The sequence below is a fragment of the Micromonospora sp. NBRC 107095 genome (assembly GCF_030269705.1).
GTDB classification, from domain to species: Bacteria; Actinomycetota; Actinomycetes; order Mycobacteriales; family Micromonosporaceae; genus Micromonospora; species Micromonospora parva.
The window spans coordinates 132,162-149,805 of the sequence record NZ_BSTU01000004.1 but is presented as its reverse complement, the minus strand read 5'-3'; the positions used below and the strand labels follow the sequence as shown (position 1 = coordinate 149,805).

General features: G+C 72.0%; 17 protein-coding genes. 8 read left to right on the top strand and 9 right to left on the bottom strand.

All coding sequences use genetic code 11. The annotated features are described in order from the left end of the window. Nucleotides 1-14: 14 nt before the first annotated feature. Complete coding sequence (locus tag QSK15_RS20645) at nucleotides 15-899, top strand: pyridoxal-phosphate dependent enzyme (RefSeq protein WP_285795796.1); 885 nt, start codon at nucleotides 15-17, stop codon at nucleotides 897-899. A 5-nt stretch (nucleotides 900-904) separates the two neighbouring features. Here the strand turns inward: QSK15_RS20645 and QSK15_RS20640 are convergent, their stop codons facing one another. Then, complete coding sequence (locus QSK15_RS20640) at nucleotides 905-1,546, bottom strand: HD domain-containing protein (protein WP_285795795.1); 642 nt, start codon at nucleotides 1,544-1,546, stop codon at nucleotides 905-907. Between the two features lie 88 nt (nucleotides 1,547-1,634). On the opposite strand from QSK15_RS20640, the gene QSK15_RS20635 reads away from it, so the two are divergent. After that, on the top strand, nucleotides 1,635-2,690 hold the full coding sequence (locus QSK15_RS20635) for a GlxA family transcriptional regulator (protein WP_285795794.1): 1,056 nt from the start codon (nucleotides 1,635-1,637) through the stop codon (nucleotides 2,688-2,690). Between the two features lie 84 nt (nucleotides 2,691-2,774). Here the strand turns inward: QSK15_RS20635 and QSK15_RS20630 are convergent, their stop codons facing one another. Then, nucleotides 2,775-3,620 carry an NAD(P)H-binding protein gene (locus QSK15_RS20630; RefSeq protein WP_285795793.1) on the bottom strand — a complete coding sequence of 282 codons (846 nt, stop codon included), beginning with the start codon at nucleotides 3,618-3,620 and terminating at the stop codon, nucleotides 2,775-2,777. A gap of 98 nt (nucleotides 3,621-3,718) precedes the next feature. Between QSK15_RS20630 and QSK15_RS20625 the strand changes: the two genes are divergently transcribed. From QSK15_RS20625 to QSK15_RS20615, 3 genes are all read left to right on the top strand, one after another. Then, nucleotides 3,719-4,186, top strand: coding sequence for a MarR family winged helix-turn-helix transcriptional regulator (locus QSK15_RS20625; RefSeq protein ID WP_285795792.1), 468 nt, complete (start codon nucleotides 3,719-3,721; stop codon nucleotides 4,184-4,186). A 176-nt stretch (nucleotides 4,187-4,362) separates the two neighbouring features. Next, nucleotides 4,363-5,553 carry an MFS transporter gene (locus QSK15_RS20620; RefSeq protein ID WP_285795791.1) on the top strand — a complete coding sequence of 397 codons (1,191 nt, stop codon included), beginning with the start codon at nucleotides 4,363-4,365 and terminating at the stop codon, nucleotides 5,551-5,553. A 64-nt stretch (nucleotides 5,554-5,617) separates the two neighbouring features. Then, the gene (locus QSK15_RS20615) at nucleotides 5,618-6,247 is read left to right on the top strand and encodes a VOC family protein (protein WP_285795790.1); all 630 of its coding nucleotides are present in this window, start codon (nucleotides 5,618-5,620) and stop codon (nucleotides 6,245-6,247) included. A gap of 69 nt (nucleotides 6,248-6,316) precedes the next feature. Here the strand turns inward: QSK15_RS20615 and QSK15_RS20610 are convergent, their stop codons facing one another. Together QSK15_RS20610 and QSK15_RS20605 are read right to left on the bottom strand one after the other, a co-directional pair. Beyond that, on the bottom strand, nucleotides 6,317-7,144 hold the full coding sequence (locus QSK15_RS20610; protein WP_285795789.1) for a GNAT family N-acetyltransferase: 828 nt from the start codon (nucleotides 7,142-7,144) through the stop codon (nucleotides 6,317-6,319). Between the two features lie 7 nt (nucleotides 7,145-7,151). Beyond that, complete coding sequence (locus QSK15_RS20605; protein WP_285795788.1) at nucleotides 7,152-8,726, bottom strand: helix-turn-helix transcriptional regulator; 1,575 nt, start codon at nucleotides 8,724-8,726, stop codon at nucleotides 7,152-7,154. A 199-nt stretch (nucleotides 8,727-8,925) separates the two neighbouring features. Between QSK15_RS20605 and QSK15_RS20600 the strand changes: the two genes are divergently transcribed. Both QSK15_RS20600 and QSK15_RS20595 read left to right on the top strand, forming a co-directional pair. Then, nucleotides 8,926-9,186, top strand: a complete 261-nt coding sequence (locus QSK15_RS20600; RefSeq protein ID WP_285795787.1) for a hypothetical protein — start codon at nucleotides 8,926-8,928, stop codon at nucleotides 9,184-9,186. A 13-nt stretch (nucleotides 9,187-9,199) separates the two neighbouring features. After that, complete coding sequence (locus QSK15_RS20595) at nucleotides 9,200-10,333, top strand: oxalate decarboxylase family bicupin (protein WP_285795786.1); 1,134 nt, start codon at nucleotides 9,200-9,202, stop codon at nucleotides 10,331-10,333. A gap of 54 nt (nucleotides 10,334-10,387) precedes the next feature. Here QSK15_RS20595 and QSK15_RS20590 read toward each other — a convergent pair whose 3' ends face one another. From QSK15_RS20590 to QSK15_RS20570, 5 genes are all read right to left on the bottom strand, one after another. Then, nucleotides 10,388-11,863 carry a PepSY-associated TM helix domain-containing protein gene (locus tag QSK15_RS20590; protein WP_285795785.1) on the bottom strand — a complete coding sequence of 492 codons (1,476 nt, stop codon included), beginning with the start codon at nucleotides 11,861-11,863 and terminating at the stop codon, nucleotides 10,388-10,390. 210 nt (nucleotides 11,864-12,073) lie between these two features. Continuing rightward, nucleotides 12,074-12,640, bottom strand: coding sequence for a copper resistance CopC family protein (locus QSK15_RS20585; RefSeq protein WP_285795784.1), 567 nt, complete (start codon nucleotides 12,638-12,640; stop codon nucleotides 12,074-12,076). Further along, complete coding sequence (locus tag QSK15_RS20580) at nucleotides 12,637-13,845, bottom strand: Dyp-type peroxidase (protein WP_285795783.1); 1,209 nt, start codon at nucleotides 13,843-13,845, stop codon at nucleotides 12,637-12,639. The genes QSK15_RS20585 and QSK15_RS20580 overlap by 4 nt, the downstream gene beginning before the upstream one ends. Before the next feature lie 23 nt (nucleotides 13,846-13,868). Then, complete coding sequence (locus tag QSK15_RS20575) at nucleotides 13,869-14,471, bottom strand: copper chaperone PCu(A)C (protein WP_285795782.1); 603 nt, start codon at nucleotides 14,469-14,471, stop codon at nucleotides 13,869-13,871. A gap of 65 nt (nucleotides 14,472-14,536) precedes the next feature. Beyond that, complete coding sequence (locus QSK15_RS20570; RefSeq protein ID WP_285795781.1) at nucleotides 14,537-16,432, bottom strand: DUF8832 domain-containing protein; 1,896 nt, start codon at nucleotides 16,430-16,432, stop codon at nucleotides 14,537-14,539. Between the two features lie 220 nt (nucleotides 16,433-16,652). Between QSK15_RS20570 and QSK15_RS20565 the strand changes: the two genes are divergently transcribed. Beyond that, nucleotides 16,653-17,639 carry a zinc-dependent alcohol dehydrogenase family protein gene (locus QSK15_RS20565; RefSeq protein WP_285795780.1) on the top strand — a complete coding sequence of 329 codons (987 nt, stop codon included), beginning with the start codon at nucleotides 16,653-16,655 and terminating at the stop codon, nucleotides 17,637-17,639. Nucleotides 17,640-17,644 lie beyond the last annotated feature (5 nt).

Here is a 17,644-nt window from a genome sequence, read left to right as displayed (position 1 = left end):
GCTTAGCTGCACGGATGATCACACCCGTTTCCCTCGGTACGTGGCCCACGCCGGTGGAGGCCGCGCCCCGGCTCGCCGCCCGGCTGGGGCTGGCCGAGCTCTGGTTCAAGCGTGACGATCTCACCGGCCTCGGCGGCGGCGGCAACAAGATCCGCAAGCTCCAGTACACCTGCGCGCAGGCGATCACCGTCGGCGCCCGCACGGTGCTCACCTCAGGTGCGCCGCAGAGCAACCACGCCCGGCTCACCGCGGCCGCCGCCGCGCGGCTCGGCCTCTCCTGCGTGCTGGTGCTCGCCGGCCCGCCCCCGGAGAGCCCTCGGGGCAACCTGGTGCTCGACGGGCTCGCCGGGGCGGAGATCGTCTGGGCCGGGGACCGGCCGCTCGCCGAGGTGGTGGCGGCCGAGGCGGAGCGACGCTCGGCGTACGTCATCCCGTTCGGCGGCACCTCCACCGAGTCGGTCCAGGCATACGTGGACTGCGCCCGGGAGCTGCGTACCCAACTGCCGGCCATCGACGGGGCCGAGGTCGTGGTGGCGCTCGGCTCCGGCGGGTCGATGGCCGGCCTGGTGCGGGAGTTGGGCGCGGAGCGGGTGATCGGTGTTGATGTCGGCGCCGTGCCGGACCCCCGGGCGACAGTCGCCGGGCTGCTCGTCGGCGAGGTCGAGCCGGACGCGCTGCGGATCGACGGCTCCCAGGTGGGTGCTGGGTACCGCACGTTGACCGACGCCGTGCGGGCGGCGTTGGAGATAACCGCCGGTACGGAGGGGATCTTCCTGGACCCGACGTACACCGGTCGGGCGATGGCGGCGCTGCTGGCCGGCAGCTTCCCGCGCGGCGACCGGCTCGTCTTCGTGCACACCGGCGGGCTACCTGGCCTCTTCGGCCACCCCGAGCTGTAGGGGGGTCATTCGGGCCAGGCGGAGTCCTCGATGACCCGGACGAAGTCGATGTGGCGGTAGCCCGGCACCCGGTGCTCCAGCACGTCGCCGTTGACGGTCCCGAAGGTGGTGTCCGGCCGGTGCCGGAAACCAGCGGCGAAGGCGTCGACGATGGCCCGCTTGAAGTTCGGCCGCGGGTGTGCGGCGGTGACCGCCGCGATGTCGGCCGGAGACAACTCGTGGTAGCCGATTCCGAGCACGTCCGTCTCGACGCCCGCGGTGACCAGGGCGACCTCGGGCTCCAGCCGGTACGGAACCTCGGGCGTGGTGTGCAGGGCGATCCCCTCCCAGACGAGGCGGGCCTCGTGTTCGCCGATGCCGTTCGACAGCAGGAAGCGGCGTGCCTCGTCGGCGCCGTCGAGTTCGAAGCGCTGATCGTCGCGGCGGTAGCGTTCGGTCAGTCCCAGGTCGTGGAACATCGCTCCCACGTAGAGCAGCTCGGGGTCGGCCGTCAGGCCGAGCCGCCGGCCCTGCAGCGTGCCGAAGAGGAAGACCCGCCGCGAGTGATGGAACAGCAGGTCGTCGGTGGCCTCGCGGACGAGTTCGGTGGCGTCGACGGCGAGCCGCGAGTCGGGGATCTGGACGCCGGCGATCGTTGTGTGGCTCATCACTGTCCTGTCGGTCGGGGAGCCCGGCCGGGCTCCGATGCGTCAAGCGTCACCCGCCGGACCGGCCAGCTGCCCTGTCCTGTCTGCCATGCTTCCCTCAGATCAGGACAACACCGGAGGGGGTCGGCGGGTGGGCAGCGGGACGGCAGGGGTGCATCGGGTCACCGCCCTCGTCTTCGACGGAATGACGATGCTGGACCTCGCCGGACCGTTCGAGGTCTTCGCCGAGGCCGCCAAGTTCGGCGCGCGCTACGAGCTGGAGGTGCGCTCCAGTGACGGCGCCGCCGTCCGTGCCTCGACGGGTCTCCTCGTTCAGGTCGACGGTGCTGTCGACGCGGCGACCGACGTCGGAACCGCCCTCGTGGTCGGCGGCGACGCGTTGGCGGTGCGCCCGATCAGTGCCGAACTCACCGCTGCCGCCGCGACGCTGTCCCGTGCCGCCGGTCGCACCGCCGCGGTCTGCACCGGCGCCTTCGTCCTGGCCGCCGCCGGTTTGCTGAACGGTCGGCGGGCGACGACGCACTGGCAGCACGCCCGGTTGCTGTCCGCCGCCTTCCCGCAGGTCCGCGTCGAGAGCGACGCGATCTTCGTACGAGACGGGACGATCTTCACCTCCGCCGGCGTGTCCGCCGGCATCGACCTCGCGCTCGCCCTAGTGGAGCGCGACCACGGTGCGGAGATCGCCCGGTCGGTGGCCCAGTCGCTCGTCGTCTTCCTGCAACGGCCGGGCGGCCAGTCGCAGTTCTCGCCGTCGCTCGCCCTGCCCCGACCCCGCACACCGGTGCTGCGACAGGTGATCGACGCGGTGGCTGCCGACCCGGCCGACGACCACTCGGTGCCGGCTCTCGCCGCCCGGGCGCACGTGAGCCCCCGTCACCTATCCCGGATGTTCCGACAGGAGCTGGGCAGCAGCCCCAGCAAGTACGTGGAGGGCGTACGGGTCGACGCGGCCATCCGGTTGCTGCACGCGGGGAAGTCGGTCACCGCCTGCGCCCGGGAGGTCGGCATCGGCAGCCCGGAGACGTTGCGCCGGATGTTCCTCGCCCGGGTGGGGGTGTCGCCCCGCGCCTACCAGGAGCGCTTCCGAACGACCGAGCGGGACTCGACGATGGTGCCCGACGACGAGGGCCGGCCGGAGCACTGACCCGCGGCACCTCCGGTGCGTCGGAGCCCGGGTGCCCTCCGGTGCGATCGCGCCGGAGGGCACCAGCGCCGAACTGTCGACGGGTCAGACGCTCGCGAACTGCTCACGGTGATCGCTGACGAAGTCGGCGAAGGTCCGTGGCTGCCGCCCGACGATCCGCTCGACATGGTCGTTCGTGAAGTCACCCCACCCCGAACCGTAGGCGACCCGGTATTCGGCGAGGACCTCGGCCGACCACTGGTCGAGGCCGGCCTGGAGCAGGCCGTCGCGCGTCTGTTCCGGGCTCTGCGGCACGTAACGCACCGGCTGGCCGAGCGTACGGGCCATCTCCTGTGCCGCCTGGTCCAGCGTGATGCTCTCCGGGCCGGTGGGCGTGTAGATCATGCCCTGGTGCTGCTCGGGTGCGGCGAGGATGGCCGCACCCGCGGCGGCGATGTCCCGGGCGTCGATCAGGCCGACCCGTGCGTCACCGAAGAGCCCGAAGAGGTGCTCACCGGCCTTGGCGGCGAGCAGGTTCTGCATGAAGTGGCTCGGCCGCAGGATCGTCCAGGGGATCCCCGACTCCTGTAGCTCCGCGTCGGAGAGCGCGTGCAATCGGCCGTTGCGGGTCGGCGCGTCGTGCGCGGCGCCGATCGCGGAGAGTCGGACGATGTGCCGTACGCCGGCCTGCCGGGCCGCCCACACCGCGTTCATGCTCTGGCTCGGCGCGAGCGGACCCATCGGCATCAGCAGCCACAGCGTCGTCACGCCCTCGAACGCCGAGGTCAGCGTGGTGGGGCGGTCCAGGTCGCCGACGACGTAGTCGACCCCGTCGAGGCCTGGCGTACGGGACGCGTCCCGCACGAGCGCGCGGACCGGCTGCTTGCCGGCCAACTCCCGCAGCACCTCCCTCGACACGGTGCCGTTCGCCCCGGTTATCAGAATGGTCATGGTCATCCTTTCGGTCAGGCGGACCGAGGTCGGACCACCGGTCGCCGCCGACGACGATATAGTCCATAACTTGTACAGTCCAATGATTGGACCAAATTATGAAGCGCAGCACACTCAAAGAGCAGGACCCTGACCTCGGGATCCTGGCCGTGCAGCTCTCGGCCCGCGTCCAGCGGGAGATCTTCCGACGTTCGGCGGAGCAGGGCTTCGACGACGTCCGGCCCCGCCACGGCGCGGTCCTGGCCTACCTCGACGCCGAGGGCACCCGCCCCGGCGAGCTGGCCCGGCTGGCCGGGCGCAACAAGCAGACGATGGGCGCGATCCTCGACGAGTTGGAGCGACTGGGCTACGTCCGGCGTACGCCCGACCCGGCCGACCGCCGCGCGAAGCTGATCGTGCCGACGGACCGGGGCCTCAGCTTCATGGCGGCCTCCGACGCCGTCGTGCACCTGATCGAGCACAAGCTCGCCGAAACGCTCGGCCCGGACCGGTACCGCGACTTCCGGGACGCGCTGAGCCGTGGCGTGGCCAGCCTCCCGGCCGGCGGTCAGGACTCCGAGGGCTGAACCGGCGGCACGGGACGTCGTACCTCGGCGCCTCCCGGGGCGGGCGCACCCGGCGGCGGACCGCGCCGAACCGGTCGAACTGGCATACGACGGCGCCTGCCGGGTACGCCGCCGAGGCCGCGCGGCCGGCGCGACGCCCAGGCCGGACCGTCTTCGTGCAGCCGAGGAGCACCGACATGTCGATCTCAGGGCGGGCCCGACTCTCGCCGACGGCCTCCCTGGTGCTGCTCGCGTCGATCCTGGTGTCGTTCCTGGCCGCGTCGGCGGCCCCGACCCCGCTCTACGGCGTGTACCAGGAACGCTGGCACTTCTCGCCGGTCACGACCACAGTGGTGTTCGCCGTCTACGCGCTCGCGGTGCTGGCGTCCCTGCTCGTCTTCGGCAGGCTCTCCGACCACCTCGGCCGGCGGCCGGTGCTGGCCGTCGCGATCGCGGTGCAGATCCTCGCGCTCGTCGTCTTCGTCTTCGCCAACGGCGTCGCCGCCCTGCTGATCGCCCGCCTCGTGCAGGGGCTCGCCGCCGGTGCCGCCACCGGGGCCGTGGGCGCCGCCATGCTCGACATCGACCGGGCCCGGGGCACCCTCGCGAACTCGCTCGCCCCGGGCATCGGAACCGGAAGCGGGGCGCTGCTCTCGGCGCTGCTCATCCAGTTCCTGCCCGCACCGACGCGACTGGTGTACCTCGTCCTGCTGGTGATCCTGCTGATCCAGGCCGTCGGGGTCGCGCTGATGCCGGAGACTGTCACACCAATGGCCGGGGCCCGGCGCAGCCTTCGGCCGGACATCACGCTGCCCCGCTCGGTACGCCAGCCGGTCCTGGCCGTCGTCCCGGTGCTCTTCGCGGTCTGGGCCCTCGCCGGGTTCTTCGGCGCGCTCGGCCCGGCGCTCGTCCGCAGTCTGATGAACACGTCGATCGTGATCGGCGGTCTGGTCCTCTTCGTCTTCGCCGTCTTCGGCTCGATCGCCGTTCTGGTCCAGCGCAACGCCGCCGCCCGGACGGTGATCCTGACCGGGATCAGCACGCTCATCCTCGGCATGGTCGTCACGTTGGCAGCGATCATGGCGCAGTCCGTCCAGGGCTTCTTCGTCGGTCTCGCACTCGGGGGAGTCGGCTTCGGCAGCGGCTTCCAGGGCAGCCTCAAGACCGTCATGCCGCTGGTCGAGGCGCACCAACGCGCCAGCGTGCTGTCCGTGCTCTACGTCGTCTGCTACGTCGGCTTCGGTCTCCCCACGGTCATCGCCGGCTTCCTCGTGGTCTACGCCGGCGGACTGCCACGAACCGCCGACGAGTACTCCGTCGCCGTCATCCTCCTCGCCCTGGTCGCCCTGGTGGGGGTGCGCAGGGCCACCAGGATGGCGTCGGACTGATGCCGGAAAGCCCGCACCGGGCGGGAACGCGGACAGTAGCGTGATGATCAGGAAGGGGACAGCGATGAGCCCGAAGGTTGCCCAGGCCGACGCGAGCACGGCGGCGCGGCTCGAGAGCCTCGACATCAAGCTTGAGGTGCTCGTCATCCCGGTCTCGGACGTGGACCGGGCAAAGGCGTTCTACCAACGGCTGGGGTGGCGGCTCGACCAGACCCCGCCCGGCATCGTGCAACTGACGCCGCACGGCTCCGCGTGCTCCGTGCAGTTCGGCCCCGGGCTCACCCCGGCGGCACCCGGCTCGGCAGTGGCGTACCTGGTCGTCTCCGACGTCGAGGCGGCCCGCGCCGACCTTGTCGCCGCCGGCATCGAGGTCGGCGACGTCTTCCACGTCACCCCGGACGGCCCGGTCGACGGTCCGGACCCGCAGCGGCGCAGCTACTTCTCGCGCGCCACACTGCGCGACCCGGACGGCAACACCTGGCTGATTCAGGAGATCACGACCAGGCTTCCCGGGCGCATCGAGGGCGGGCTGACGTCGTTCGGCTCGGTGAGCGATCTGGCGGACGCGATGCGGCGCGCGGCCGCCGCACACGACGAGCACGAGAAACGGACCGGGGAGCGGGACGACAACTGGCCCGACTGGTACGCGGCGTACATGGTCAGCGAACAGTCGGGGGCCACACCGCCCGAGTGAGCCCCTGATCGACGACGGATTCGGGGCCGAGGTCGGCGCGCAGCTGCCCACCCACGGCCCCGGGCGGGTTCAGGACGCCGCTCGCCACACCCAGTTGCGGCGTTCGTAGAGGGGCACCAGCCCGGCCCGGCGCAGGTTGTTCAGCGACGGGTTCCGCTGACCGGGCGCGGGCTTGCCGGTCTCGGCGAACAGCCACCGGCAACCCGCCTCGACGGCTGCCCGGGCGCGGGCGGTGATCAGTGCCGACTGCGCCCCGAGGCCACGGTGACCGGAGGCCGTCGCGGCGGCGTTGAGCGCCGCGCCCTCGCCGTGCAGGAACAGGTTGGCGCCCGCCACCAGCTCACCGCCGTCCCACGCCGCACAGGGTCGCCACGCCGGCTGGCCGACCGTCGCGGCCACCATGTCGGTGAGCCCACCGGTCGGCATGCCGAACCCGGTGAGCAGCACATCGGCCCAGCGCCGCGCCTCGGTGGTGGGCACCGGGCCGACCCGCAGGCGGGTCCGCCCGGCAGTGACGTCCTCGGGCCGGGCGGCGAGCTTGATCCAGGTGCTTCCCGGCGTGAGCCCGCGTGTGGCGGCCACCTCGTCGAAACCGGCGGGCAGGACCGACGGAATGAGCTGGATGACAGCCTGACCGACGCCGTGGTCCCGGTAGAAGTCGAGGACGTGATCCAGGACCTGCACGGTGAACGGCTCGGTGGTGCCGAAGCCCAGGGCCTTGCTCCAGTACCCGCCGGACGGATCGTTGCGCATGCCGAGGGCGACACCGCCGCCGACGCGGGTGGTGGCGATCCCGAGATCGGCGTACGCGGGTGCGGGTGCCTGTGACTCGTACGAGTGCATGAATTCGCACTCCACGGCTTCGGCAAGTGGGGTCAGATCGGCAGGCACTGTCACCAGCCGATTATCGTCTGGTCCGCTCCCAGGCCCGCACCAGCTGCATCCGGTTGTTGATGCCCAGCTTGTGGTATATGGACCGAAGCTGGGTGTCCACCGTGTGGAAGGAGACGAAGAGGCTCCTGGCCGCCTCCTTCTTCGTGGCGCCGGCGGCGAGCATCTCGGCGACCCGCTCCTCGGCGGGGGTGAGCGCGTCGAGGCCCCCGCTGGGCGGCCCGTCGATCGACGGCCGGTGCCCCGGGGTGCCGCTGAGGTCGGCGCAGCGCCGGTCGGCAGTCGCCTGGTCGCCGGGGGCGCCGATCCGGGCGTAGAGGGCAGCCGCCTCGTGCGCGGCGTCGCGCGCCTCCCCGGGGCGCAGCCGAGGGTTGTTCGCCAGGTCGAGCAGTGCGTCGGCCAACGCCGGCCGGGCGGCGGTGGTGCGCAGCCGGTCGACCGCCGACCGGAGCGCGTCCGGGTCGCCGTCGCGCAACCCCCGGCTCTGGTCGGCCAGCGCGCGCCACAGCGGCACCGGCGTACGGGTGGACACCAGCTCGACCAGTTCGGTGACCCGGCGGGCGGCCCGGGTGTCGCCGGTGGCGACCGCCGCGCGTACCAGCCGGGGACCGAAGTGCGGCACCGGCAGCAGCGGCCGGACCGATCGGTGCAGGTCGGCGACGACCCTGGTGAGCAGGCCCGCCGGCGTGCTGAGGGCCGGGTCGCGGGCCGCCACGCAGAACGCAGGGCTCCACATCGTCCGGTCGGGCCAGCGGTCCTCGGTGAGGCAGGCGCGCAGGATGGCGCGGGCGTCGTCGTGCTCGCCACGGCGGTAGCGGACCTCACCGATCACCGCTACCAACAGGGCGCGAACCTCCCTGCTGAGGTCCGCCGAGCCGGAGCTGAGCGTCGTGACGGCCAGCGCGGCCGCCTCGGGCAACTCGCCCACGGCCACCATGCGCAGGCAGTCCAGCGCGGTCAACCCGGTGAGCGGCCCGTCGGCGTCATCCGGCGCCTGCCGGGCGGCGGTCCTCGCGTCCGGGTGCCGGCCCAGGCCGAGCTCGACGAGGATCCGTTCGGCCCGGATGGACGGGGCGTCGGCTCGGGCCGCCCAGGAGTTCGGATCCAGGGCCGCCAGCACGGCCTGGGCGCCCGGCAGGTCGCCGTGCGCGAGCGAGCGGGCGGCCCGGCCGAGGGCGAGATGGCGAGCGGACGACTGGTCACCCGACGCGGCGTGCGCGGTGCCCGCGTCGCGCAGCAGGGCGTCGGTGTCCGGATGACCCGTGCGGGCCGCGATCGTGGCGACCAGGGCGAGCACTGTGGCGCGGCTGCGGGCGTCCAGCCGGAGGTTCAGTGCCTCCCGCAGGCCGGTGAGAGCGATGGTCGGCTGCTCCAGTGCGACGGTCCGCGCCATCCGACCGAGCACCAGGGTGCGGTGCGGCTCGCCGCCGCGGCTCGTCGCGATCTCCGCCGCCAGGATGTGGAGCGCCTCCGTCCCGCGACCGGCGAGCCGGAGCTGGTCCGCGGCCTCGAATAGCCGGTGCCGTCGTTGCTCGGTGGCGATGTCGTCGACCGAGAGCGTTCCGGAGTTGAAGGATGATTCGGACAATGGCGTTCTCCCCGGTTGTTACCCGGCGCGTCGACATGCCGTCCTATGACCGAGCCTAGCCACGTCGGCACGGTACGGGCGACCGGATCGCCGAACCGGCGGGATTGCGGCGAATGGCCCGCGCCGTCCCGGATCTGAGGTGCGGCAATGGCGCGATCACGTGATGCGACGGTCGGTGTTCCGCGCCGATCATCGAATCATGGCCCCGCTCACCGACCCTCCCGGTCTGCCTCGGCTCCGGGTCGTACTGCTGATGTTCGTCCTCTATGCCGGCACCGGGGTGGGTGGTCACGCTCCGGCGTGGACCCGTCTGGTGCTGATGGCTACCGCGGTGGCGATCCCGGTCGCGATCGCGATCCAGCACGGCCGGCCCGGAATGCGTGCCCTGCTGGGGATCTCGTCGCGGCTGCGGCTGCGTGGCGGACCCGGTCCCGCGCCCGAGCCGATCCAACCCGAGTGAGGAGACAGCGATCATGGCTGACAGTGATCCCGCGCCGAGGCGCGGCGACCAGGGCGCACCGCCCTTCGCGGGCCGCAACGTCGCGCTGGAGCGGCAGAACCCGGATCTGCTGGTTCCGCCCACCACCGACAGCCGGCTGGTGCCCAACCTCAAGTTCTCGTTCTCGCAGGCGCACACCCGGGTGGAGAAGGGCGGCTGGACCCGGGAGGTCACCAGCCGCGATCTCCCGATCGCCACCCAGTTGGCCGGCGTCCAGTTCGGTCTCGAACCGGGCGCGTACCGGGAGATCCACTGGCACCAGCAGTCGGAGTGGGCGTACATGCTCAGCGGAAGCTGCCGGATCAGCGCCGTCGACCACGAGGGACGCAACTTCATCGAGGACGTGAAGGCGGGCGACCTGTGGTTCTTTCCGCAGGGTGTGCCGCACAACATCCAGGCGTTACAGGACGGCGCGCAGTTCCTGCTGGTCTTCGACGACGGCGCGTTCTCGGAGAACAACACGTTCCTGCTCAGCGACTTCTTCGCGCACACACCTCGGCACGTGCTGGCCAAGAACTTCGGCTGGACGCCGGAACAGATGGAGAACCTGCCCGAGCGGGAGAAGTACATCTTCCAGGGCGACGTCCCACCACCACTGCAACAGGACCGGGTGGTCAGCCCGACCGGCGACATCCCCCGCAGCTTCAAGCACCGGATGCTCGCCCAGACCCCGCAGCGTTTCCGCGGCGGAACGGTGCGGATCACCGACTCGACCAACTTCGCCGCCTCCGTGACCACGGCGGCGGCGCTGGTGGAGGTCGAGCCGGGTGGGATGCGCGAACTGCACTGGCATCCCACCACCGACGAGTGGCAGTACTACATCTCCGGCACCGGACGGATGGGCGTGTTCGCCGCGCAGGCCGCCGCCCGGACGTTCGACTTCCAGGCCGGTGACGTGGGGTACGTACCCTTCGCGTACGGCCACTACATCGAGAACACCGGTGACGAGCCGCTGGTGTTCCTGGAGATGTTCCGCCATCCCCGCTTCGAGGACATCTCGGTGATGCAGTGGATGGCCAACACGCCCCACGAGATCATCGCCGACACGATCAACGTGCCGAAGTCGATCGTCGACAGTCTGCCGAACACCAAACAGGTAGTGATCTGAGCGTCTTCGCCCACGGCGTCCGGCCGTCCGTCATCGGACGGCCGGACCGGTGGATCAGCTGCCCGCGGATGCCGGGGAGGCGGGTGCCGCGGCGGGTCGTCGGCGTCGCGACACCGCGCCGGCCACCACGTCGATGACGAGGAACGCGAGCACTGTGAGCCCGAACAGGGGCAGCGTCCAGCCGACGGCCACGACCACCGGAATGCCGACCAGCAGCGCCCAGCGCGGCAGGGTGCGCAGACCGCCGCGCGCGGGCGGGGTGCCGGCGAGCGCGCGCCGGTCGGCGCGGGTGGGTCGGCGCTGCCACCACATCCGGTAGCCCCAGAAGATGACGCAGAGCAGCCCGAGCGCGAGCGCGGCGAGCAGGATCTGGTTGACCAGGCCGAAGAGGACCCCCATGTGGGCCTGGATGCCCAGGCCGCTGAGTTTGGCCAGCAGGGGCCAGTCGGCGAAGTCGCTGCGGGCGGCGACCGTCTCGGAGGCCGGGTCGACGGCGATCCGGTCCTTCCTGACCGGCCAGGTGTTGTCGACCTGGGTGACGGTCCAGGCGGAGCCCGGCTGCGGCGCGGGGGCGATCTCGACGGGACCGGAGAGGCCCGCGTCGCGAGCGACGGACAGGACCCGGTCGAAGGCCGCCGACTCGACGACCCCGCCAGCCGCGGCGGCCCCGTGCTCGTGATCGCCGCCGGTCTCGGCCGGGTCGGTGGGGCCGACGGTGAGGCTGGTGGAGATCTCCGGAGCGCGGGCGCTCAGCGCGTCGAGGCCGGCGGCGAAGTTCGCGCCCGCGTACCGGGACCAGGTCAGGCCGGTGACCGACAGGAAGAGCAGGCCGACGGTGAGCCAGATGCCGGTGGTGGCGTGCCAGCCCCGGGTGCGGCGGACACCCTTACCGGTGGACAGGTCCGGCACGAGCAGATGCCGGGCGGCGGTGCGGCCGGAGCCGCGTCGACGCCACCAGAGGACGACCCCGCCGAGCGCCATCACCCACAGCCAACTCGCGGCCAGCTCGGAGTAGTGCTCACCCACCGCGCCCAAATGCAGGTGGCGGTGCAGGTCGTCCAGCCAGGTGGTGATCGGCGTGGACCCGAACCAGGTGGTGAGCTGCCCCTGGGACTCGCCGGTGTACGGATCGATGTAGACGGTGTGCTGGTTCTCGCCAAGCTCGGGCAGGGAGAACACCACTTTGGTGGTCTGGTCGCCGGCACCGGGTTGCACGGTGGTGATGCTGCCGTCCGGGTGCGCGTTGCGCGCGGCCCCGATCTGCTCGGCCAGCGGCAGCTGACGGTCACCCACCTCGGCGACGGTCAGCTGGTCGCCGTAGAGGATGGCGTCGAGTTGCGGGGTGGTGGTGTAGGCCAGGCCGGTCAGCGCGGCGACCACCAGGAACGGGGCGACGAGAATGCCGGCGTAGAAGTGCAGCCGCAGCAGCAGCGCACCGAACGGTGACGTGCGTCGGGCCGGCCGGGCCGGTTTCTCGGCGGTCGGGGCGGGTTCCGGCGTCGGCGTGCCGGACAGTTCGGTCAGAGACATGGTGATCCGATCGGAAGAGTCGGGAGTCACCCGGTAGGTGTTTCCCGTGCTGGTCTGGTCGCCCGGTGAGGTGTCGCGTCGGCCCCTGACTGGTAGTCGGGGGAGAGACGCCGCTGGTTCCGGAGACGTGCAAGGCCGGGCAGGCCGGTCCGGGCCGTGCGGTGAGCGTCGCTGCCGGTCCGCCCCACTGTGGAGCGGATCACCGTCTGATCAGCGCCGCACCGTCCGTCGCCACCGCAGCCCAACGGCCGTCACCAGGACGAGGAGGGCCAGCGCGGCCCCCGCCACGAGCACACCGGCGCTCGGGCCGTCGTCGGACTCCGCGCCGGCGGCGGCCGGGGCGGGCGCTGACGCGCTGAGGTTGGCAACCGGCGCGGCGCTGGAGGTGGGATCGGCCACCGTGAACGGGTACGACCCCTGAACCGGGTGCCCGTCGACGGAGACGACCCGGTAGGCGACGGTGTAGGTCCCGTTCGGCAGGGTGTCGGTCACCTGAACCGTGCTCGTCGCTCCGGTGACCACCGGTTCGCCGGTGGAGAGTTTCCGCTTGGCGGCGTCGGTGAGCACGATCGTGGTGAAGGCGGGGTCGAGCCGCTGCATGAATTCGAGCGTGACCTCGGTCGGTGCGCTCGACACTGTCGCGTCGCGGGCGGGCGTGGCCGCCCGGAGCGAGTTGTGGGCCCAGGCCGGGCCGGTCGGGATGAGCACCGCCACGACGACGGCGAGCACCGCCGCGCCGAGCCGGACGGCGGTGGGGCGCGACGGCGACCCGGTCATCCGAGCACCTGCTCGCCGATCCAACCGCCCGGTGGACATCCGGGCGGGATGGCGAAGACGGCGGACCCGATCGGCGTGGTCCATTCGTTGAGCAGGTCCCGGTCGGCCAGCCGGCGCTGGATGGGCAGGAACTGCCGGGCGATGTCGGCCTGGTACGACGTGAAGATCAGGCCGCTGTCCGCGTGACCCTCGGCCGTCGGCGCGCCGTCGTAGTTGTACGGCCGGCGAAGGATCTTCAACCGATCGTCGGTGACATGGGCGCGGGTCAGATGCGAGAAGTCGGGAATGACGGTGAGGCCGTCGGGGCCGGTGGCGGCGAAGTCGGGTTCGTCGTGTTCGGCGGTGCCGGTGAGCGGGGCGCCGCTGTCGAGCCGCCGCCCGACGGCGAGTTCGCGGTCGGCCCGGCCGAGCAGGTCCCAGGTTTCCATGTTCATGCTGATTCGCCGCACCACCACGGTGGTGCTGTTGCGCAGCCACGCCGGGCCGTCCGGCACCCAGAGCGCGGTGTCCATGGGCGCGCCGGGTCGCGGGTTGGCGGTGCCGTCGAGCTGACCGAACAGGTTGCGTTGGGTGTGGCCACCCGGCTCGACACCGGGGCTGCGCCGGAAGCCCTGCTGGACCCACCGCACTGTGGCGAACGGCCGGCTGTCCTTGATCAGGACCCGTTGGGCGTGGGCCACGGTGATCGCGTCGTCCGCGCAGATCTGGAGCAGCAGGTCACCGCCGGACCAGGCCGGTTGGAGCCGGTCGATGCGGAACGACGGCAGGTCGGCCACCGAGGTCGGCCTCCGGTCCTCGACGCCGGCCGCCCGGTAGAGGCCGGGTCCGAAGCCGAAGGTCACTGTCAGCCGTGCCGGCAGCAGCCCCAGTTCGGCCTCGGTGTCGGCCAGCGCGGGCCGGCCCTGGGTGAGCCGGGCGGCGTCGTCGGTGAGCAGCCGCAGCATCCGGCCCAGCGCGGCCCGGTCAACGCCGGCCCGCACTGTGAACGCCACGAACGACGCGTGGGCCTGCGGTGCGGTGGCCACCCCGGCCTGCCGGGCGCCGTGGAACGGCTCGACCAGGCCGCCGACGCTCGCCACCGGCGTGGCGTCGGGGGCGGCCTGCGGTTGCCCACCGCCGGTACGAGTCGTGGCGATGGCGGCTGCGCCAGCGAGGGCTCCGCCGGCGGCCAGGGCCCCGCCGGTGAGCAGGCCACGCCTGCTCACCGGCCGGACAGGTGGCGGCTGCGTCACGATGCCGGGCTCATGCTCGTCTCCGGCGTGGCGCTCATGCCGGGCAGGGGCTGGCCGTGCCCCGGGGCGTAGCTCTCCTGCGCCCCGGTGAACGGCTTGGCCACGGCGCGGAACTGCTGTGTCTTGCCGTCGGCGAACGTCAAGGTGAAGGTCAACTCGTCGCCGGCCTGGACGGGCTTGGTGAGGTTCATCAGCATGAGGTGGTCGCCACCGGGCTCCAGGGCGTGCGTGCTCCTGGCCTTGATCACGATGCCACCCTGCTTGGCCTGCATGACCATCTTGCCGTCCTTCATGGTCATCTCGTGCAGCTCCATCGGCGACAGCGGTGTCGTGGCACCGGTCACCGTGACGTCGCTGTCGCCGTCGTTGACCAGGGTGCCGAAGGCCGCCGTCATGCCCTTGTCGGCGGCCTTCACCCACGGGTCACGAATGCCGAGCACACCACCGTCCGGGTTGGCCGAGGTCGACACGGACGGGCCCGCCTGCGGGGTCGATGGGGAGTCCGACGAGCCGCATCCGGCGGCGCCCACCGTCAGGAGCGTGGCGGCGAGGATCGCGGCCGAACGGCGGCGTGGACCGAGCGGACTGGTGCTGAGCATGTGTTCTTCCTCCGATGATTGCTGCTGGCTGGTAGGTCGGCCGCAGCACGGAGAAAGTTCCAGGCTCAGGGCACGTCGATCGTGTACTCGGCGGTGTGGACCTTCCCGTCGACCTGGAAGTCGAAGAAGGCCCGGTACCGCCCTGAACTCGGCGTGGTCAGCCAGAACTTGACAGTCCCGTCGACCAGTTCCTGCTCGGGGTGGACGTGCACGTAGCCGAGGTCGCCCTCCCGCACGACGACCAGGTGCCCGTACGCGCCCAGGTAGCGCTCCAACTGGGCGGGCGCGGCGGTGTCGGCGCGGTTGATCTGGAAGTGGATCGGCGCCGTCACCCCCACCGTCGGGGTACCGGTCATCGACACCGCGTAAGGACCGGCCGCCGCCTGCGCCTGCGCCGGTGGCAGCACGGCCGGGGTGTGCGCGCCGGGCACCGTGTGGTCGACGCCCAGCACCAGGGGCTGCTGGCTGCCGTTGGCGGTGGTGACGGAGAAATCGGCGTAGACCCGGTAGCCGCCGGGTCGGGCCAGCGTCAGCGGGACGCTCCAGGTGCCGTCAGGTGCCATCGTCGGGTGCAGGTGCTGGTAACCGCTCAGGTCACGGCCCACCACGATCAGGTGCAACGGCTTGTCGTGCACGACCGCGAAGCGGGTCGCCGGTTGCCGGTCGGTGCCGACGATCCGGAAGCGGTAGTCGGCGCGTACCCCGGCGGGTTGGGTTCGTTCCAGCGGTTGCAGCGTGAAGCCGGCGGCGCTGACGGTCGTCCCGGTGGCGAGCGTCTCGCCTGTTCCGCTGTCGCCCCGGTGCGTGTGCGGCCCGGTACCCGCCGGGTGTTGGTGTCCGTCGGTCGCGGACACCGCCGGGCCGGAGGCGGGCGGACCGCCCGCCGGCTGCCGGGCGGTGTCGGCGGCCGGGCCCTCGTTGCCGCTGATGCGCGCCAACCCGAAGCCGCCGAGCAGGGCCAGCACCAGGGCACCGACGAACAATGCCAGCCCGGTGTTGCTCAGCCGGGATCCGGGCGTCGCGCTGGCGAGGTCCGGGTCTGGCGATGCTCCGGGGTCGGCGGGCGGTCGACTGTCCGTCGTGGCGAGGGCGCCCTTGGCAGCGGCGATCCTGCTACCGGCGCCCTTGGTGCCGGGGGTCCTGGGGCCGGGACGGGCGCCGGCGCCGCGTCGACCGGATGTCGCCGGGGCGGTACGGCCCCGGCCGGCGGGTCTGCCAGTGGGGGACGTCCGCCGACGCCAGGCGACGAATCCAGCCACCGCGACCGCCACCGCGACCACCGCCAGCCCGACCCAGGCGACCGCTCCGGGGCCGTTCCCGTCAGTCGATTCGGTCGGCGCAGCCGCTGCCGCGGACGGCGGAATCGCCGTCTCGGCCGCTACCGTCGGGACTGCCGAAACCTGCCCGGATGACCCGTGTTGCTCGGCGGTGGCCAACAGCGCCGGATCCGGCTGGGTCGTCGGCGGGCTCCACCCCTTGGGCGCGGCCGTCACCGGCCCGGCGTAGCGGAAGGTCAGGGTCCCGCGTACGGGGTCGCCGTCGGAGGCGACCGACAGGTAGCTCACCGAGTACTCACCTTTGGCCGGCAGGTGCGCGACCGCCACCGTCGCGGGGAACCCGGTCGTGTACTCACGCGGCTCGAACTGGCCGTTGACCAGGAAGTACTCGCGCACCGGCTGGTCCAGCGGCTTCGGCTCCCCGTACGACCAGCCATTGTCGACCCGGATGCCACCCGGCGCGGTGACCGTGAAGAACGCGTTGGCCGCGGCCTTCTCGGTGAAGAACAGCTGCACCGACGTCAACGCCTCGCGCACCGTGGCGCCACCCGCCGGCGTGGACATCGCGAGGGTCCCGTGAGCTGCGGCGGGCTGAGCGGACGCGAGGAGAGCGACCGCCGAGGCGAGGAGGATCGCGAGAAGGCCCGCGACCACCCGCCCAGGAATCTGAGGGTGACGACGCATCTGAATATCCTCACCGCGCTGAGACTTTTTACAAGAGGTGAAGAACTTTTTCCTCACATGGCAAAAGCTGACGAGCCCTGGCGGCCACTATCCGGGTGGTCGGCGGGGTCGGCCGAAAGTTCCGACGAGCCCCGCGATGCGTCATCAAGGATGCGTCCCGGCCGGCAATCCGGTCAGATAGCGTCCACGTGACGTCTCGATCACGGAGAGTGTGAGGGTTATGCGGGCTGCGGTGCTGCGGGAGTTCGACGTTCCGCTGACGGTCGAGGAGATCGGCGACCCCGCCCCTGGCCCCGGTCAGGTGCTGGTCCGGGTCGTCGCCAGCGGGGTCAACCCGCTCGACACGAAGATCCAGGCAGGGAAAGCCGCACACGCGCGTGTCCAGCTACCCGCGGTGCTCGGCATGGATCTCGCCGGTGCGGTCGCGGCGGTCGACGCGGAGGTGACCGGATTTAGCCCGGGAGACGAGGTGTACGGGCTGTGCGGGGGAGTCGGTGACCTGCCGGGCTCGTTGGCCGGGTACACCGCCGTGGACGCCCGGTTGCTGGCTCACAAGCCGAACAACCTCTCGATGCGGGAGGCCGCCGCGCTGCCGTTGGCGGCGATCACCTCCTGGGAAGGGCTGGTCGACCGGGCCGGGGTCCACGCCGGGCAGAAGGTGCTGGTGCACGGCGGTGCGGGCGGTGTCGGGTACGTGGGCGTGCAACTCGCCCGGGCGCGAGGCGCCGAGGTGTACGCCACGGGTCGGCCGGCGAGCCTGCGGGTGATCGAGAGCCTGGGCGCCGTGCCGATCGACTACACCGCGAGCAGCGTCGACGAGTACGTCGAGAGGCACACCGGCGGTGAGGGGTTCGACATCATCGTCGACAACGTCGGTGGCACGACCCTCGACGCCTCGTTCGCGGCGGTCCGCACCTACCACGGGCACGTCGTCAGCGCGCTGGGCTGGGGCGCACACTCGCTCGCCCCGCTGTCGTTCCGGGGCGCCACCTACTCCGGCGTGTTCACCCTGCTGCCGATGCTCACCGGGCGGGGCCGCGAACACCACGGTGCCATCCTGCGCGAGATCGCGGCGCTGGCCGAAGCCGGTGCGCTGCGTCCCCGACTGGACGCGCGCCGGTTCACGCTCGACACGGTGATGGACGCCCACCGCCTGGTTGCCGACGGCACCGCCAACGGCAAGGTCATCGTGGACATCGCCGATTGAGTGGG

What these genes read in the sequence shown, in the direction of transcription:
- QSK15_RS20630 (WP_285795793.1), bottom strand. Translation starts at nt 3,620, where the DNA reads ATGACCATTCTGATAACCGGGGCGAACGGCACCGTGTCGAGGGAGGTG.
- QSK15_RS20625 (WP_285795792.1), top strand. Translation starts at nt 3,719, where the DNA reads ATGAAGCGCAGCACACTCAAAGAGCAGGACCCTGACCTCGGGATCCTG.
- QSK15_RS20620 (WP_285795791.1), top strand. Translation starts at nt 4,363, where the DNA reads ATGTCGATCTCAGGGCGGGCCCGACTCTCGCCGACGGCCTCCCTGGTG.
- QSK15_RS20635 (WP_285795794.1), top strand. Translation starts at nt 1,635, where the DNA reads ATGCTTCCCTCAGATCAGGACAACACCGGAGGGGGTCGGCGGGTGGGC.
- QSK15_RS20600 (WP_285795787.1), top strand. Translation starts at nt 8,926, where the DNA reads ATGGCCCCGCTCACCGACCCTCCCGGTCTGCCTCGGCTCCGGGTCGTA.
- QSK15_RS20645 (WP_285795796.1), top strand. Translation starts at nt 15, where the DNA reads ATGATCACACCCGTTTCCCTCGGTACGTGGCCCACGCCGGTGGAGGCC.
- QSK15_RS20615 (WP_285795790.1), top strand. Translation starts at nt 5,618, where the DNA reads ATGAGCCCGAAGGTTGCCCAGGCCGACGCGAGCACGGCGGCGCGGCTC.
- QSK15_RS20590 (WP_285795785.1), bottom strand. Translation starts at nt 11,863, where the DNA reads ATGTCTCTGACCGAACTGTCCGGCACGCCGACGCCGGAACCCGCCCCG.
- QSK15_RS20640 (WP_285795795.1), bottom strand. Translation starts at nt 1,546, where the DNA reads ATGAGCCACACAACGATCGCCGGCGTCCAGATCCCCGACTCGCGGCTC.
- QSK15_RS20570 (WP_285795781.1), bottom strand. Translation starts at nt 16,432, where the DNA reads ATGCGTCGTCACCCTCAGATTCCTGGGCGGGTGGTCGCGGGCCTTCTC.
- QSK15_RS20595 (WP_285795786.1), top strand. Translation starts at nt 9,200, where the DNA reads ATGGCTGACAGTGATCCCGCGCCGAGGCGCGGCGACCAGGGCGCACCG.
- QSK15_RS20585 (WP_285795784.1), bottom strand. Translation starts at nt 12,640, where the DNA reads ATGACCGGGTCGCCGTCGCGCCCCACCGCCGTCCGGCTCGGCGCGGCG.
- QSK15_RS20565 (WP_285795780.1), top strand. Translation starts at nt 16,653, where the DNA reads ATGCGGGCTGCGGTGCTGCGGGAGTTCGACGTTCCGCTGACGGTCGAG.
- QSK15_RS20575 (WP_285795782.1), bottom strand. Translation starts at nt 14,471, where the DNA reads ATGCTCAGCACCAGTCCGCTCGGTCCACGCCGCCGTTCGGCCGCGATC.